Annotated in this window: 14 protein-coding genes; 9 read left to right on the top strand and 5 right to left on the bottom strand. The window is 65.9% G+C overall.

Annotated elements, in window-relative coordinates; translation table 11 throughout:
• Positions 1-3 precede the first annotated feature (3 nt).
• Positions 4-267 carry a hypothetical protein gene (locus tag MC45_RS01570; protein ID WP_038658688.1) on the top strand — a complete coding sequence of 88 codons (264 nt, stop codon included), beginning with the start codon at positions 4-6 and terminating at the stop codon, positions 265-267.
• Between the two features lie 24 nt (positions 268-291).
• Here the strand turns inward: MC45_RS01570 and MC45_RS01565 are convergent, their stop codons facing one another.
• Positions 292-1368 (bottom strand): aldo/keto reductase, encoded by a 1077-nt coding sequence (locus tag MC45_RS01565; protein ID WP_038658685.1) that lies wholly within the window; start codon positions 1366-1368, stop codon positions 292-294.
• Between the two features lie 94 nt (positions 1369-1462).
• On the opposite strand from MC45_RS01565, the gene MC45_RS01560 reads away from it, so the two are divergent.
• The 5 genes from MC45_RS01560 to MC45_RS01540 all read left to right on the top strand — a co-directional run bounded on the left by MC45_RS01560 (position 1463) and on the right by MC45_RS01540 (position 6049).
• Complete coding sequence (locus tag MC45_RS01560; RefSeq protein ID WP_038658682.1) at positions 1463-2356, top strand: LysR family transcriptional regulator; 894 nt, start codon at positions 1463-1465, stop codon at positions 2354-2356.
• Between the two features lie 171 nt (positions 2357-2527).
• Positions 2528-4975 carry an alpha/beta hydrolase family protein gene (locus MC45_RS01555; protein ID WP_038658679.1) on the top strand — a complete coding sequence of 816 codons (2448 nt, stop codon included), beginning with the start codon at positions 2528-2530 and terminating at the stop codon, positions 4973-4975.
• Between the two features lie 118 nt (positions 4976-5093).
• Positions 5094-5369, top strand: a complete 276-nt coding sequence (locus tag MC45_RS01550; RefSeq protein WP_038658677.1) for a hypothetical protein — start codon at positions 5094-5096, stop codon at positions 5367-5369.
• A 168-nt stretch (positions 5370-5537) separates the two neighbouring features.
• Positions 5538-5753 carry a type II toxin-antitoxin system RelE/ParE family toxin gene (locus tag MC45_RS19730; protein WP_245640812.1) on the top strand — a complete coding sequence of 72 codons (216 nt, stop codon included), beginning with the start codon at positions 5538-5540 and terminating at the stop codon, positions 5751-5753.
• 2 nt (positions 5754-5755) lie between these two features.
• Positions 5756-6049: a helix-turn-helix domain-containing protein gene (locus MC45_RS01540; RefSeq protein ID WP_038658673.1), complete on the top strand. Its 294-nt coding sequence runs from the start codon at positions 5756-5758 to the stop codon at positions 6047-6049.
• A 625-nt stretch (positions 6050-6674) separates the two neighbouring features.
• Here the strand turns inward: MC45_RS01540 and mntR are convergent.
• The gene (gene mntR / locus MC45_RS01535) at positions 6675-7112 is read right to left on the bottom strand and encodes a manganese-binding transcriptional regulator MntR (protein WP_052075466.1); all 438 of its coding nucleotides are present in this window, start codon (positions 7110-7112) and stop codon (positions 6675-6677) included.
• A gap of 75 nt (positions 7113-7187) precedes the next feature.
• On the opposite strand from mntR, the gene MC45_RS01530 reads away from it, so the two are divergent.
• Positions 7188-9266: a TonB-dependent receptor gene (locus MC45_RS01530; RefSeq protein ID WP_169742510.1), complete on the top strand. Its 2079-nt coding sequence runs from the start codon at positions 7188-7190 to the stop codon at positions 9264-9266.
• Positions 9267-9335: 69 nt separating this feature from the next.
• Here MC45_RS01530 and MC45_RS01525 read toward each other — a convergent pair whose 3' ends face one another.
• Entirely contained in the window at positions 9336-10223 is an 888-nt protein-coding gene (locus MC45_RS01525; RefSeq protein ID WP_038658670.1) for an SDR family NAD(P)-dependent oxidoreductase, read from the bottom strand.
• 169 nt (positions 10224-10392) lie between these two features.
• Between MC45_RS01525 and MC45_RS01520 the strand changes: the two genes are divergently transcribed.
• Positions 10393-11706 (top strand): spinster family MFS transporter, encoded by a 1314-nt coding sequence (locus tag MC45_RS01520; protein WP_038658666.1) that lies wholly within the window; start codon positions 10393-10395, stop codon positions 11704-11706.
• Entirely contained in the window at positions 11703-13325 is a 1623-nt protein-coding gene (locus tag MC45_RS01515) for a carboxylesterase/lipase family protein (RefSeq protein ID WP_038658663.1), read from the top strand. Before MC45_RS01520 ends, MC45_RS01515 begins: the two co-directional genes overlap by 4 nt.
• A 261-nt stretch (positions 13326-13586) precedes the next feature.
• Here the strand turns inward: MC45_RS01515 and MC45_RS01510 are convergent, their stop codons facing one another.
• Together MC45_RS01510 and MC45_RS01505 are read right to left on the bottom strand one after the other, a co-directional pair.
• Entirely contained in the window at positions 13587-14276 is a 690-nt protein-coding gene (locus MC45_RS01510; protein WP_038666192.1) for a TetR/AcrR family transcriptional regulator, read from the bottom strand.
• A gap of 19 nt (positions 14277-14295) precedes the next feature.
• Positions 14296-15882, bottom strand: coding sequence for an AMP-binding protein (locus tag MC45_RS01505; RefSeq protein ID WP_038658660.1), 1587 nt, complete (start codon positions 15880-15882; stop codon positions 14296-14298).
• Positions 15883-15918: the final 36 nt, after the last annotated feature.

The raw sequence follows: 15918 nt of genomic DNA, 5'->3' as shown, positions 1-15918 counted from the left end.
TCGGTGTCGCGCCATCAGCGGATCATCATCGACCTGTCGCTCCATATCCTTCGCGCCGCTGCCGCGCGGTCGGACAAGGGGAAAGTCGACACGATCGAGGTCCGGCTCGCGCTGCGCTGCCTCGTCACGCATTGCCCCGAACGCTGGCCACTAGATATGTTCTGGAACTCCGCTGGAACGGATCACGATATCGGCAGAGCACAAGGGTGTACGGCGGCGCTCAACGGCATCGTGCGGCAGATCGAAGGCGCAACTCACACGAATTGACCCACAACCAGACATTCACGCCCCCTACTCGCCCCAGCCGCGAACATCGCGATTTCCAAATACCATGCGCCGGATGGTGAGCGACGCCAGCCCGGCGCTGAAGCCGGGCGGAGGAGCGCTTACCTCATCCAAGCGGGCCATCTGTTCGTGGTCGAGCGTCAGCGAGGCAGCGGCCAAGTTGCCGGTCAGCTGCTCGACGTTCCGCGCGCCGATCAGTGGCGCGGTGACGCCCGGCTTCGCCATTGTCCAGGCAAGCGCCACCTGCGCGGGGGTGCAGCCGACCTCCGCCGCGATCGTCTTCACCACGTCGAGCACGTCCCAGTTGCGATCGGCGAACTTGCTGTCGCCGAACGGATTGGCACCGCTGAGCCTGCCCGTGCCGGCGGTGTCGCCGCGGCGGTACTTGCCCGACAGGAAACCGCCGGCGAGCGGGCTCCACGGCTGCACGCCCATGCCTGCATCCCGCGCTGCCGGAACGTGCTCGGCCTCGACATCGCGTGCGACCAGCGAATATTCGACCTGCATCGCGATCGGACCGGGGATGCCGCGCGCCGCGGCGATCGTCGCCGCCTTCATCGCCAGCCAGGCCGGCATGTCCGAAAAGGCGTAGTAGCGGATCTTGCCGGCACGCACGAGCGCGCCGAGCGTCTCGACCAGTTCCTCGGCCGGCGTCACGCCGTCCCAGATGTGCATCCAGTAAAGATCGATATAGTCGGTACCGAGCCGCCGCAGCGACGCGTCGAGCGCACGGTGGATGTTCTTGGCACCCGCGCCGCCCGCATTGGGATTGCCGCCGCCGGCCTGCGTCGCCGTCAAAGGGCTGGCCGCGCCGTTGAAGCCGAACTTCGTCGCCAACACCAGTTCGTCGCGTGCGCCGGTCTCCTTAATGAAGCGGCCGACCAGCGCTTCGCTCCCCCCGCCCGAGTAGATATCGGCGGTGTCGATAAAATTGCCGCCGGCGTCGCGATAGGCGTCGAAGACGGCACGCGCGGTGGCGTCGTCCGCGTTCCACGCGCCAGGGCCGAAGGTCATCGTGCCGAGGGCCAGCGGACTGACGACGAGACCGGAGCGGCCAAGCGTACGATAATGGGTCAGGCTCATGATGATGCTCCTTGCTTGAGCACCGCAAATGGCACCTCGATGCCACCCGGATTAGGCGTTGCCGCCGGCAAGGGCTTGTGAGCATGATGCAGCAATGCGACGCGGCGACCTCGATGATCTGGCAGCGTTCGCGACCGTCGCGCGCACGCGCAGCTTCACGCGCGCCGGCGCCGAGCTCGGGCTCTCGCCGTCAGCGCTGAGCCATGCGATGAAGGCATTGGAGTTGCGGCTCGGCGTGCGCCTGCTGGCGCGGACGACACGCTCGGTCGCGCCGACGTCAGCCGGCGAGCAACTGCTCCGCTCGCTTGATCCCGCGCTGACCGAGGTTGCCCGCGGGCTTTCACGGCTGGCCGACTGGCGCGACACGCCGGCGGGCGCGGTCCGGCTGGCGACGTTCGGATGGGCCGCGCGCACGATCCTGGCGCCGCGCCTGCCCGCCTTCCTGCTCGACCATCCCGATATCTCTGTCGAGGTGATCGTCGAGGATCGCCTGATCGACCTCGTCGCGGGCGGCTTCGACGCCGGGATCCGCCTCGCGCAGGCCGTGGAGGGCGACATGATCGCCGTGCCCGTCGGCCCCGACCTGCGCACGGTCGTGGTCGGCACGCCAGGCTATTTCGCGCGGCACGATCCGCCCGCGACCCCCGCCGCTCTCGAGCGCCACATCTGCGTCAACTACAGGCAGCTCGGCGGCGGCGGGCTTCTCCCGTGGGAGTTCGAGGAGGACGGACGCGACATCAAGGTCCGCGTTGCCGGGCAATTGATCGTCAACGACGAGGCGCTTTCTGCGGCAGCGGTGCGGGCGGGAGCGGGATTGGGCTATATGATGGAGGAGGACGTGGCGGACGAGATCCGGGACGGGCGTCTGATCCAGGTCCTCGGCCCATGGTGTCCGGCCTATCCCGGCTGCAGGCTCTACTACCCGGATCGTCGGGTCAGTCCGGCGATGCGAGCGCTGGTCGATGCGCTTCGTTGGCAACCGAACTGAACCTTGGCTGGAGTTCAGGGTCGATTGTTGGACAAAGGTAAGACCCATTTCCGACCGTGTTCAGTATCTTGCTCTACGACCAAACTGACGTAAGCTCCGGCCTCTCGCGTTACCGTTGCCGCTCATAGGCCGTATGCCGAACGGCTTGACGATAGAGACAAAGGAAATCGAATGCGCGCCGGTGCCTGCCTGATTACCCTGCTTCTGACCACCACGGCCTACGCTCAGACGCTCAGCGGCAGTACCTATCACCGCGCACCCGATGCGATCGCGAAGGTATTGGAGACGCCGCCTACCCCCGGCGTCGCCGTCAGCCCCGATCACCGCACGCTGGCGATTTTTGGGCGGGAGAATTTGCCGTCGATCGCCAATCTGTCGAAACCGATTTTGCGGCTGGGCGGCTACCGCATCGACCCCGCCACTAACGGCCAGGCCGAGGTCCGCGTGCAATGGCTGAACGCGCTGAGCTTCAAGGACATCGGCTCGGGGCGGACCGTCCCGGTCAAACTGCCCGCGGGCTTGCGCTTCGCCGCCCCCGATTGGTCGCCCGACGGCACCCGCCTCGCCTTCTATGCGCAAGAGGCTGACCGACTGTCGCTATGGATCGCCGAGCGCAATGGCAGCGCTCGCATTGTCGCCCGGGGGCTGAACGGCACGTTCGGCACGCCCTTCGCCTGGATGCCGGACAGCAAGGCGCTCGTCGCCCTTACCGTGCCCGCCGGTCGGGGCGCAGCACCCGTTTCGAGCAGCACGCCCACCGGCCCGGTGGTCCAGGAAAGCGCCGGTCGCACCTCGGCAGCGCGGACCTATGAGGATCTGCTCGGCGATGCACATGACGAGGCGCTCTTCGACCATTATTTCACCGGTCAATTGGTCCGGATCGACCTTGCTGGCACCGCGCAGCCGATCGGAACGCCGAGCCTGATCACCGAGTTCAACGTCTCCCCGGACGGTCGCTACCTGCTGACCGAGCGGCTCAAGCGGCCATATTCTTATCTGCTGCCCGCCAGATACTTCCCGACCGAGATCGCCGTCTCGACGATTGATGGCCAACCAGTGAAGACATTGGTCGATCGACCGCTCGCCGACGATCTCCCGGTCGATTTCGACGCCACCGTGAAGGGCCCGCGTGAGGCTGTCTGGCGGTCTGATGCGCCTGCGACGCTGGTCTGGGCCGAAGCGCTGGACGGCGGCAATCCGCGCGCCAAGATCGCGTTCCACGACAAGGTGATGATGCAGGCTGCACCGTTCGCTGCGGGACCGGTGGAACTGGCACAGACCCAAGCCCGCTATGCCACCACGATATGGGGGGACGATGGCTTCGCGATGGTCATCGACCGCGAATGGCGTACGCGGACCGAGCATCGCCAAGCCGTTTCACCATCGCGACCGGGCCTGACGCGGACGATAGCGACGCTCAACTATCAAGATCAATATGGTGATCCCGGCGAGCCGATGGTGGAGGAGAATGCCGCCGGGAAGCCGGTAATGCACTTCACGACTTCGCATGACGGCGTGTACGTCACCGGCGACGGCGCAACGAAAGCGGGGGCGTTCCCCTTCCTCGCCACGATGCCGCTGACCGGGGGTGAACAGACGCGGCTGTGGACCGCCAAAGCGCCCTATTACGAAACGGTGGTCGCACTGCTCGACGAGCGTGGCCAGCGCATCCTGACGCGGCGCGAGAGCGCGAAGCTTGCGCCCAACTACATGATCCGCGGCGTGAAGGGCGGCAGCGCGAAGGCCATTACCGCGTTCGCCGATCCCGCCCCGGTCTTTGCCGGTGTCACACACCGCACGATCACCTATCCGCGTGCCGACGGACTCCAGCTGTCAGGATCGCTGTATCTGCCCGCCGGTTACGACTCAAAACGCGACGGGCCGCTGCCGACGTTGCTCTGGGCGTATCCGGCGGAGTTCACCGACGCGAAGGTCGCAGGCCAGACGGTCGATCAGGGCAACCGGTTCGTCCGCCCGCGCGGCATCAGCCACCTGTTCCTGCTGACGCAGGGCTATGCAATCCTCGACAATCCATCGATGCCGATCATCGGCGAAGGCGGCGCCGAGGCCAACGACACCTACGTCAAGCAGCTGCAGCAGGACGCGCAGGCCGCGGTCGATGCGGTGGTCAAATCTGGCGTCGGCGACCGTACCCGCATGGCCGTCGGCGGGCACAGCTACGGCGCGTTCATGACCGCCAACCTGCTTGCGCATACTGATCTGTTCCGCGCCGGCATCGCGCGGTCGGGCGCCTATAACCGCACGCTGACCCCGTTCGGCTTTCAGGCCGAACAGCGCACCTACTGGCAGGCGACACCGACCTATACCGAGATGAGCCCGTTCACCTACGCAGACCGCATCAAGGCGCCGATCCTGCTGATCCATGGCGGCGCGGACGACAATAGCGGCACCTTCCCGATCCAATCCGAGCGCATGTACGCGGCGCTAAAGGGCAACGGGGCGACGGTACGCTATGTCGTCTTGCCGAACGAGCCACACGGCTATCGAGCGCTGGAATCGACCGAGGAAACGCTGTGGCAGATGACCGACTGGCTGGACCGCTACGTCAAGCCGAAGCAGACCGGATCGACGGTGGCGGCAATAGCCACGGAAAAGTGATCTATGTACCGGTGACGGTCATGAACTAGGCGAAAGCGGATTTTCCCCTCCTGTGGCAATAGCGGACGCTCCCGCTTACGTCTCGCACCGGACTGCCGTATGTCCTCGATTTCCTTCGATGCGCATGGCGATTGCAAGTGCCCAGCGTGACAAGCCGCCGTCGACGTTCCTGCTCGATCTATTCTTAAAGCCGGACGAGGCAAAAGACGCCGCCGCCAATCTCAAGCATTACTATCCGGTGTGGGTGGCGAAGCACGGCGCGCACCGGGCCTCGCGCATCTTCCGTTTCCAGGCGGGTCGCATTATCGTCGGCTATTGGTGGGGCCGGATCATGACGCAGGTCGAGCGTGTCGTAACGACGGTCGGCGTTTTCATCCGGCCGGGCGGAAACTGACGAACGGACAGCAACCGGCAGGTACGGCATTGCCGTATAGATGCGAAATGCAGGCGGTCATTGAAACCAATGCCTACCTCCGCGCCGTGAAGCTGGCCGGGATCGATGCCGACGAACAAGCCGCGATCGTCGCGCTGATCGCGGCCAACCCCGGAAGCGGGCGAAATCATGCCTGGATGTGGCGGTGCGCGGAAGCTGCGCGTTGCCCGCCCCGGTGGCGGCAAGTCGGGCGGATACCGGGTCGTCACCTACTACGCTGGCGAGGCGTTCCCGGTGTTCCTGCTCACCGTCTTCCCAAAGAACGTGAAGACCAACCTGACCAAGGCGGAACAGAATGCGTTCGCCGCCGCCTGCAAACAGCTGAGCGATGGACTTGGAGGATGATAATGGCCCGCACGGCGTTTAACATGATGATGGAAGGCATCGGCGATGCCATCGCCCACGCGAAATGCGACACGACGCGAGCACGGGTCATCGCGCCCGTCGACGCAAAGGCTGTCCGCGCTTGCACCAAGAAATCCCAGGCGGAGTTCGCCAAGACCTATCATCTCCCCCTCGGCACGGTTCGGGATTGGGAGCAAAAGAGGCGCACACCGGATGCCCCCGCGCGCGTTCTACTCGCCATGATCGCCGCTGAACCGGAAACGGTTGAGCGGCTGGTCGCCAAGATCGAGGGCTAAGTCTCGAAGGATCTCGCCGTGACGCACTACCTGTCCGCCGACGTATTGCCCCAATGCAAACTCGGCACCCTCGGGCCGGGCGTGGTGGCCTACAGTCCGGACGAAGGGGGTCTGGCTGCCCACGGTCGCCACCGCCGACGAATAGCGATCAGGTGAGGATGATGGCATTCACGGGGACCGAGGCCTGGGGTGCAGATCGTTCGTTTGATGACCTGTTTCTCGAGCTTCATCGAGATACAGACAAATAGACGCCGTATTTCGAGCGACATCTCCAAGATGGCTTAACACCCATGACATTGCGGGATCGCCGGGGTCGATAGCGCAAGCCGGCGCTAACCAATACCACTGTGGTCGCCACACGGACGCTTTCTGAATAGAAGTGACAATTTGCGACACCCTACTGAGATCGCTCGTTTGCAGCACGTGAACGCAACGAGTGCTAGCAAACGTTACAATATCGAACGGCAACCTGCTCCGGTAAGCAGCGCACAACTAACAAATGCTTGCGACTTGGCTAAGCCTCTGGGCAGCCGCCGACGTGAGGGCCCAATGTTGGTAATTGAAGCCTGCTGACCTTGCTCCAGAAGCGGACGCTCATCAATGCGAAGGCGTGCAGCCCCGGTCGCTACGCCTTGTCCTGCGCTGAAGAGCCCATGACGACGCCCCGCATCGCTTGCAGCGTAGCGTCGCTGACGTGATGCTCCATTCCCTCAGAGTCGATCGCGGCGATTTCCGGATCGATCCCCAGCGCGACTAGGAAGTCGACCACCACCTGATGCCGCTCCCGCGAGCGGGTGGCGAGGGCCTTGCCGGCGTCCGTGAGAAACAACGCGCGGTAGCGGCGGTTCTGCACCAGCCCGAGGCTCTTCAGCCGCTGGATGATCTTCGCGACCGTCGGCTGGGTCACCCCCATGTGCTGCGCTAGATCGATCACGCGAGCTTCGCCGCGCTCCTCGATCAGATCGCCGATCAGCTCGACATAATCCTCCGCCATCTCGCTGGCATGGGCCTCGCGGGTCGCGCGAAATGCCGCGGCACGACGGACGGCGGTATCATCGGCCATTGGCGCACCTCCTGCTCCTGTTTGCGCTTCTGCCAGCCGAAACGCTCGTTGACCAGCCGGCTTGACATATTAGCCTTGGCTAAGACAGATAGGCATAGCTGTTTAGGGGGTGACATCATGTCATGCGCAGTCGTCTGTTCGTTGCTCCTCCTCGGGGCGAACACGCCGCCGATCGATGATGGCCGCTCATCCGATCCCGCCATGCTTAGGGCAGCAACGCAGTCTACCGACGATCCGTCAAAAGACATCGTGGTGATCGGTCGCGGCGAGCGGCGGGTCGGGAGCGACCGCGCCGCCAGCGCCGGCGCAATATCGGGTGAGGACATCCGCACCCGTCCGCTGCTGCGCGCCAACGAACTGGCCGAGGCGGTGCCGGGACTGCTCGCCGTCCAGCACTCAGGCGGGGGCAAGGCGGCGCAATATTACATCCGCGGCTACAATCTCGACCACGGCACCGATTTCAGCATCTCACTCGACGGCGTGCCGATGAACCTGCCGAGCCACGCGCACGGCCAGGGCTACCTCGATCTCAACGGTCTTATCCCCGAGACGATCGACAGGGTCGAATACCGCAAGGGACCCTATTACGCGCAGGATGGCGACTTCTCGCTCGTCGCGGCGGCGTCGATGCGCACTCTCGATCGCGTCGAACGGCCGATGGTGGCGATACAGGGCGGCAGCTACGGTTATGGTCGCTTGGTTGCGGTCGGCTCAGAGCAGTTGGGGGGCGGCGACCTGCTGCTCGCGGGCGAGCTGACGATCAACAATGGCGTGTGGGCCTTGCCCGAGCGGCTGCGCCACACGTCAGCCTTCGCCAAATACACGATCGACACCGCGCTCGGCACCGTCCGCGCAAGCCTATCCGACTACAACGCGACCTGGCAGCCGACCGAGCAGATCCCGGTGCGCGCGATCGGCACGCTGGTGCCCGACCGGTTCGGCACGCTCGATCCATACCTGCGCGGCGAGACGCAGCGGCAGATCGCGACGATCGGCCTCACGAGCGAGCGGACCGATGTGACGCTCTACGCGCAGCGCTACCTCTTCGACCTCGTCTCTAACTTCACCTTCTTCCTTGCCGACCCAGTTCGCGGCGACGAACTCGAGCAGGCGGAGCGCCGCTGGACCTTTGGTGGTCGGGTGCAGCACCGCATATTGCTCGGTACGGCGTGGCAGATCACCGTCGGCGCCGATGCTCGCGCCGACCGGATCGATGACCTGGGTCTCTACCATACCGAACGTGGCCACCGGATCGGCACCACCAGCCTTGCCGACGTCAGCGAAACTGCGTTCGCCGGCTATGCAGATTTGCGGTGGCGGCCGATCGAGCGGCTGACGCTGTCCGGCGGGGGTCGGATCGATCGCTACCGCTTCCGCTCGCGTGCGCTTGCCGGAGCGGCGACCACCGGCGCACGGAGTGAAACGGTCGTCACGCCCAAGACCAGCGCGGCGCTGACGCTGGCACAAGGCGTCGCAATCTATGCCAATTACGGACAAGGCTTTCACTCGAACGACGCGCGCGGGGTGCTCGCCGCGACCGATCCGGTGCCGGGTCTGGTGCGCGGCACGGGGTATGAGATCGGCACCCGTATCGAGCGCGGGCCGGTGGTGCTCACCGTCGATCGCTGGTGGACCCGCTCGGCGGGCGAACTGGTCTACTCGGGCGACGACGGCACGGTAGAGCCGTCAGGTGCGAGCCGCCGCCGCGGCTGGGAGACGACGCTGTTCGTGCGGCCGTTCCGATGGCTGTCGCTCGACGCGGTCTACGCGACCAACCACGCCCGGTTCATCGGGGTAACGGACGCCGACCGCATTCCGAACTCGTTGGAGGCCGCGGGATCGCTGGGCGTAACCGCTGATGCGCACGGCTGGCTCGGCGCGTTGCGCCTCCGCTACATCGGCGTTCGTCCGCTGATCGAGGATGACAGCGTACGCGGGCCTGCGACGACGATCGTCAACCTGAGGCTCGCCAAGACGATCGGCCACGTCGAGATCGCGGCCGATTTTCTCAACTTGTTCGATACGCAACGCGCCGACGCCGACTACTTTTACGCCTCGCGACTTCCTGGCGAACCGCTAGACGGTGTCGAGGGCATTCACAGCCGAGCCGCGGAACCCCGGCAAGTGCGAGTTGGAGTCGAGATAACGCTCTGAATCAGATGCGGTCACTCGAACCTCGTTTCCTCGTTTCCTTGCTCCGTCTTACCACCCTCACCCCCTGCACTATTCCGCGGTCATCAGACTTGCGGATCGTGCTGCCGCGACCTCGCGCTCGGCTTGGGTGAAGCCATAGGCAGGAACGACCTCTCCGGCACGATCGGTGATCTCCGGCCAATGCGCCAGGATTTGCTCGCCCGCGTCCTCGGCATGACCGACGTAATGCCCCTGCGTCAACGTCACGTTCGCCGTAGCGACATGGCCCGCACCTGCGCAGACGATCGTCCTCGTCGGTGCGTCATCCCCGACCAGCGGGAGCAGCGCGGGCGATACGCGGTCAGGTGCCAGCATCGTCAGGCTCTCCGCATCGAGGACGCCCTCGGTCATCTGGGTCGCGGCGGTCGGGGCGAGGCAGTTGACGCGGATGCCGTATTTCTCTCCTTCGATCGCGAGCGTCTGCATCAGCCCGACCAGCGCCATCTTGGCTGCGCCGTAATTCGCCTGCCCGAAATTGCCGTACAATCCGGACGACGAGGTCGTCATGACGATCCGGCCGAATGTCTGGGCGCGCATCGGCTCCCAAACCGCCTTGCTGCAGATCGCCGCGCCGATCAGGTGAACGTCGACGACCGTGCGGAAATCGGCGATCGTCATCTTCGCGAAGCTCTTGTCGCGGAGGATGCCCGCATTGTTGACGAGGATGTCGATCCGGCCCCATGCGGAGCACGCTGCATCGACCATCGCGGCGACCGCGGTCTCGTCGGTCACAGACGCCGCGATCGGCATGGCGGTGCCGCCCGCCGTGCGGATCTCGTGCGCGACCCGTTCGGCGGCATCGACCGAGACATCGTTGACCACGACCTTGACGCCCCTGCCCGCCAGATGAAGCGCATGCGCACGTCCGAGCCCGCCGCCGGCGCCGGTGATGATCGCTGTCCTGCCTGCCAAAGCCATTCCATCTCTCCTTTAGTTCGTTCACGTAATAGTGAATGAAATGTAGGGCGCAATGGCGCCCCCTCTTTTCCGCAAAATACCTACGTTCATTCATACGTGAGTGTCCATTGACACACTGCGCCGGGTGCCGCATCGTCTGGGCACAAGCCACGATACAGTGGGAGAGGTGATGACTGTTCCGATCAGCGCGCTCGCGCCCGATCCGCTTATCGACGGCCGTCATCGAGGGCGCGCCGCACGGCACCCCGGAATCGTGTTGGCGATGCTGACCTTCGTCTACGTCCTCAACTTCCTCGACCGCCAATTGCTCGGCATCCTCGCCAAGCCGATCCAGGACACGCTGCACATCACCGACGGCCAGCTTGGGCTGATCGGCGGCCTGTATTTCGCGATGTTCTATTGCTTCATCGCGATCCCGGTCAGCTGGCTGGCCGACCGGACCAGCCGGGTCGGCGTGCTGACGCTCGCCTGCGCGGTGTGGAGTGCCGCGACCATCGCCTGCGGCATGGCGCGGACCTATCCGCAACTCGTCGCGGCGCGGATGGTGGTCGGCTTCGGCGAAGCCGGCGGCGTGCCGCCGTCCTATGCCCTGATCACCGACACGTTCGCACCGGGGCGGCGCGGCGTGGCCTTCGGCATTTACAATCTCGGGCCGCCGATAGGTGCGGCGCTGGGGATCGCACTGGGGGCGACGATCGCGACGCTGTTCGACTGGCGCGATGCGTTCGTGGCGATCGGTCTGGTAGGCCTCGTAGCCGCCGCCGCGCTGCCGTTCGTCGTGCCGGAACCCGCGCGCGGTGCCGCCGATCCCGGCGCGACCGGCATCCTCGACAAGGCGCCGTTCTGGGCGACGCTGCGCGCCTTCTTCGCCAATCCGGTGATGACGCTGGCGGCATTCGGCAGCGGCGCGACACAATTCGTCACTTATGGCCTCGGCAATTTCGCGGTGCTGTTCCTGATCCGCGAGAAGGGCATGATGCTGCCGGAGATCGCGCTGTTCTACGCGCTGGCGATCGTCTTCGGCATGGGCGGCGGGATGGTCGCGTCGGGCCGGATCATCGATCGCTTCAGCCGGGGCTCGCGGCGGGTCTTCGCCATCGCGCCGGCGGTGTCGCTGGCCGTCGCTTTGCCCTTCTACCTCGGCTTCGTCTGGGCGCCGACCTGGCCGCTTGCCTTGGCGCTGCTGACCGTCGTGATGTTTTTCAACTACTTTTATCTGTCCTGCTCGGTGACGCTGGTGCAGGAAGAAGCGGCTCCCAACCAGCGCGTGCTGGCCGGCGCGCTTCTGCTGCTGGTGATGAACTTCATCGGCCTCGGCCTCGGCCCGACCTGGGTCGGCGCCGCCAGCGATCATTTCGCCGCGCGCGGCGCGACCAATCCGCTGCAACTGGCGCTCTACACGCTTGCCCCCTTCTACGTCGTCGCGATCGGCCTGTTCCTCCGGCTCGCGCGCACGCTCGATCGTCAGGAGTCCAGGATATGAAGATCGTCATCGCCGCTCTGGCGTTCGCCTCGGCCGTCCCGGCACTCGCCGCAGACCCGATCGTCGATGCGCCCGCCGGCAAGGTCAGTGGCACAAGCGACGCCGGGCTGCGGGTCTTTAAGGGCATTCCCTATGCCATGCCGCCGGTCGGCGCGAAGCGCTGGACGGCACCGGTGGCGCAGCCGCGCTGGACCGGCACGCATAGGGCGACGGACTTCGGCCCGGCCTGCGTCCAGCCGCAGGCGCCCAATGCGACGGTCTATTCGGGCGTGCCGATGCCGGTCAGCGAGGATTGTCTGACGCTCAACATCTGGACTCCGGCCAAGGCGAAGAACGCGCCGGTCATGGTGTGGATACACGGTGGCGCGCTGGTCACCGGATCGAGCCGCGAGCCGATGTACGACGGACGCAAGCTTGCCGCGCGCGGCATCGTCGTCGTGTCGATCAACTATCGGCTGGGCGTGCTGGGCTGGCTCGCCCATCCGTGGCTCAGCGGCGAGACGCCGCGGCGCGTGTCGGGCAATTACGGGCTGCTCGATCAGATCGCCGCCCTTCGGTGGGTGCGCGACAATATCGCGGCATTCGGGGGAAATGCCGGCAACGTCACGATCGCCGGCGAGTCGGCGGGCGGGCTGAGCACGCTGTACCTGATGACCACGCCCGCGGCGCATGGCCTGTTCGCCCGGGTCATCGCCCAGAGCGCCTATATGATCTCGATGCCCGAGTTGCGGAAGGCCGCGTTCGGCATGCCGGCGTGGGAGAGCGGCGGCGCCTTGCTGACCACGGCGCTGAAGACGCCGGACCTCGCCGGCCTGCGCGCGATGGACGCGCAGACGCTGACCGACACCGCGGCGAAATTGGGCTTTGCGCCGTTTGGCGTGGTCGATGGCGCAGTGCTGCCGCAGCAGATGGTCGATGCGTTCGATCAGCGGCGGCAGGCGCCGGTGCCGGTGCTCGCCGGCTTCAACCAGGGCGAGATCCGGTCGTTGCGCATGCTCTCGCCCAAGCCGCCGGCGGATGCCGCGACCTATGCGACGGAGATCCGCGCCCGGTACCGCGATCTCGCCGATCCGTTCCTGCAGCAATATCCGGCCGCGACCTATCGGGAGAGCATCCTCGCCACGACGCGCGACGCGCTCTACGGCTGGACGGCCGAGCGGCTTGTCCGCAAGCAGGTCGAACTGGGCAAGCCCGCCTATCTCTATATGTTCGATCATGGCTATCCGGCGATGGATGAGGCCGATTTGCACGCCTTCCATGCCAGCGAACTGCCTTACGTATTCGGTACGTTGGCGGCGACGCCGCCGCGCTGGCCGAAGATCCCCGATACGGCGGCGGAGCGTACGCTATCCGCTGCGATGCTGGACTATTGGACGAGCTTCGTCCGCGACGGCCGGCCGGTCGCGACCGGTTCCGCAGCCTGGCCGGCCTATGAAACGAAGCGGAGCTACATGCATTTCGCCGCGGTGCCCGAAGCGGGCCGCGATCTGTTGCCGGGCATGTTCGCACTCAACGAGCAGGTGATGTGCCGACGCCGGGCGACCGGGACGATCGGCTGGAACTGGAACGTCGGGCTCGCCGCACCGGTGATGCCGCCGGCGGTGGCGGCGTGCGAATGATCGCACGGCAAGTAGACCACGCCCGCTGAGGATTCGTATGCGTCCGCCGTGTTCCGTTCCACCCCGTCACCCCGGACTCGTTCCGGGGTCTAAGCCTGCGGCGAGGAGAAAGGCTTGAGCCGACACCCTTCCCTTGCCGCCCGGTGAACTCCGGGCCGAGTCCGGGGTGACGAGTTGGTAAGGCACCGGGCGACGGCGTCGGCGCATCGTCGCCCGGACACGCGACAACCCGAACGGCGACCCGACCGATGGCGATCGGTCCTAACGCCCCCGCGCCTCGCACGTCGCGAGGAAGCCCGCCGCCATGAACCGTGCCATCCGCGCCTTGATCGCCGCGAAATCCTCCGACCGGCATAGGCCGCCCGACAGTTTGTCGATCCGCCCGGTCCGGCCCAGCGACAGCATCAGCGCCCCGGTGACGAAATGATAGCCCCAGAACAGATCCTCCTCGGCACAGCCGGGCAGGGCCTGTTTGAGGATCTCGATCAGGCGCAGCACGACCGCGTCGAAATGTGTGTCCATAAGGTCCGCGCCCCATTCGGCGGTGTTGCTCATCTGCGCCCCGAGCATGCCAAAATTTCGCCACCCGATGTCGCCATTGCCGTAGAGGTCGAGGTCGGCATCGAGATAGGCGTGGAGCGCGCCCTCGACGGTCGGCTTGCCCGCGGCGTCGCGTTCATAGGCGTCCAGCGTCGCCAGCCGGCGCTCGATCGTCACCGCCGCACGCCGGGCGATGACCGCATCGAAAAGGTCCTTCTTGTCCTTGAAATAATAATGCAACAGCGACTGGTGGACGCCGACTTGTAGCGCCACCTCCTTCAGCGTGACGCCGTACAGGCCACGCTGGGCGAATAGGGCCTCGGCGGCATCGAAGATCTGCTCCATCGTCGCCGCGCGCTGGTCGGCCTTTTTCGTCGGGCGGCGTTTGGGGCCAGTGGCTGGATCGGTCATGATGCCCACACCCATGGCCTCAGCCATGCTCTTCCCGCAAGCGCATCTTGTCGATCTTGCCGGTCAATGCCAGTGGCATGGCGGCGACGCGTACGATCGCATCGGGCAGCCACCAGCTCGCGATCCGCCCGCGCAGCGCGTCGAGCAGGGCATCGTCACTCAGCATCGCGCCCTTCCGCTCCTCGACGACCAGCACAGGGCGCTCACCCCAGCGCGGATGCGCGCGACCGACGACGGCGACCAGCGCGACACCGGGCAAGGCACCGACGATCGCTTCGATTTCGCCGGGGTTGATCCATTCGCCCCCCGATTTGATCAGGTCCTTGGCGCGTCCGGTGATGCTGAGGTTGCCGGCCGCATCGATTTGCGCGAGATCGCCGGTATCGAACCAGCCATCGGCGTCGGTCGCAGCCTCCTCCCTGCCGAAATAGCGTTCCACGACGCTCGCCCCCCTGACCCACAGGCGCCCTTCCCCGTCGCGCTGGTCGGGCAGCGGCACGCCGGCCTCGTCCGTGAGACGCAGGTCGACGCCCATCGGCGGACGGCCTGACTTGGCCGATGCGCGGATGGTGGCGTTGGATGGCGTCACAGTCCCGACCGGTGACAGTTCGGTCATCCCCCAACTGGTCTGGATGGTGACGTCCAGCCGCGCTTCGAGTCGATCCATCAGCGCCTGCGGCACCGAGGAGCCGCCGAGCAGGATACGCCGGAGCGACGGCACCTCGCCGCCGGTCTTCTCGAGATGATCGACCAGTCCGAGCCAAACCGTGGCGACCCCCGCGGCGACGGTCACCCGCTCGTCGTTGATCAGCCGGGCGAGGCTCGCGCCGTCCTGGTTGCGGCCGGGCAGCACCAGTTTCGCGCCCGCGGCGGGTCCGGCGAAGGCGAAACCCCATCCGTTGGCATGGAACATCGGCACCGCGACCAGCACGGCATCGCGCGCGGTGATGCCGACGACGTCGGCGGCGAGCAGATGCATGGTATGAAGATAATTCGATCGGTGGGTATAGGTGACGCCCTTGGGCGCACCCGTGGTACCGGAGGTGAAGCAAAGGCCGGCCGGCGCATGCTCGTCGAAGCCGCCCCACGGCATGGCCGCGCCATGTTCGGCGAGCAGCTCATCCATCCGCCAGATGCGCGCACGGTCCGAGGCCGGTGCGGCCATGGTCGAACCGGGCTCGTCGAACAGGATGACATGGGCGATCCCCGGACAGCGTTGCAGCAGGTCCTCGACCAACGGCGCGAGCCCCGGACTCACCGCCAGGACGCGGTCCGACGCCTGATCGATCATCGCGGCAAGATGTGCGGGCGCGAGGCGGGGGTTGAGCGTGTGGCAGACGATCCCCGTCCCCATCGCCGCGTACCAGCATTCGACATGCGCCTGGCTGTTCCACGCCAGCGTTGCCAGATTGTCGCCGGCCTTCAGGCCCAAGGCGGCGAACGCGCCCGACAGCAGGCTGGCACGCGTGCGCAGCGCGGCATAGCCGATGCGCTCGCTGCCGCCGTCGCCGCCGGTCACCACCTCGGTCGACGCATGCCATTTGGCCGCATGGTCGAGAAATTTGTCGAGCGTCAGCGCATAAGGCTGCATCGATCCGGGGGTCATGACGAGGCCTTCAAAGAGGAGCGGCTGGCAAAGAGG

Source organism: Sphingomonas taxi (genome assembly GCF_000764535.1).
Lineage (GTDB): Bacteria > Pseudomonadota > Alphaproteobacteria > Sphingomonadales > Sphingomonadaceae > Sphingomonas > Sphingomonas taxi.
This window is presented reverse-complemented; position numbering and strand designations above follow the sequence as displayed.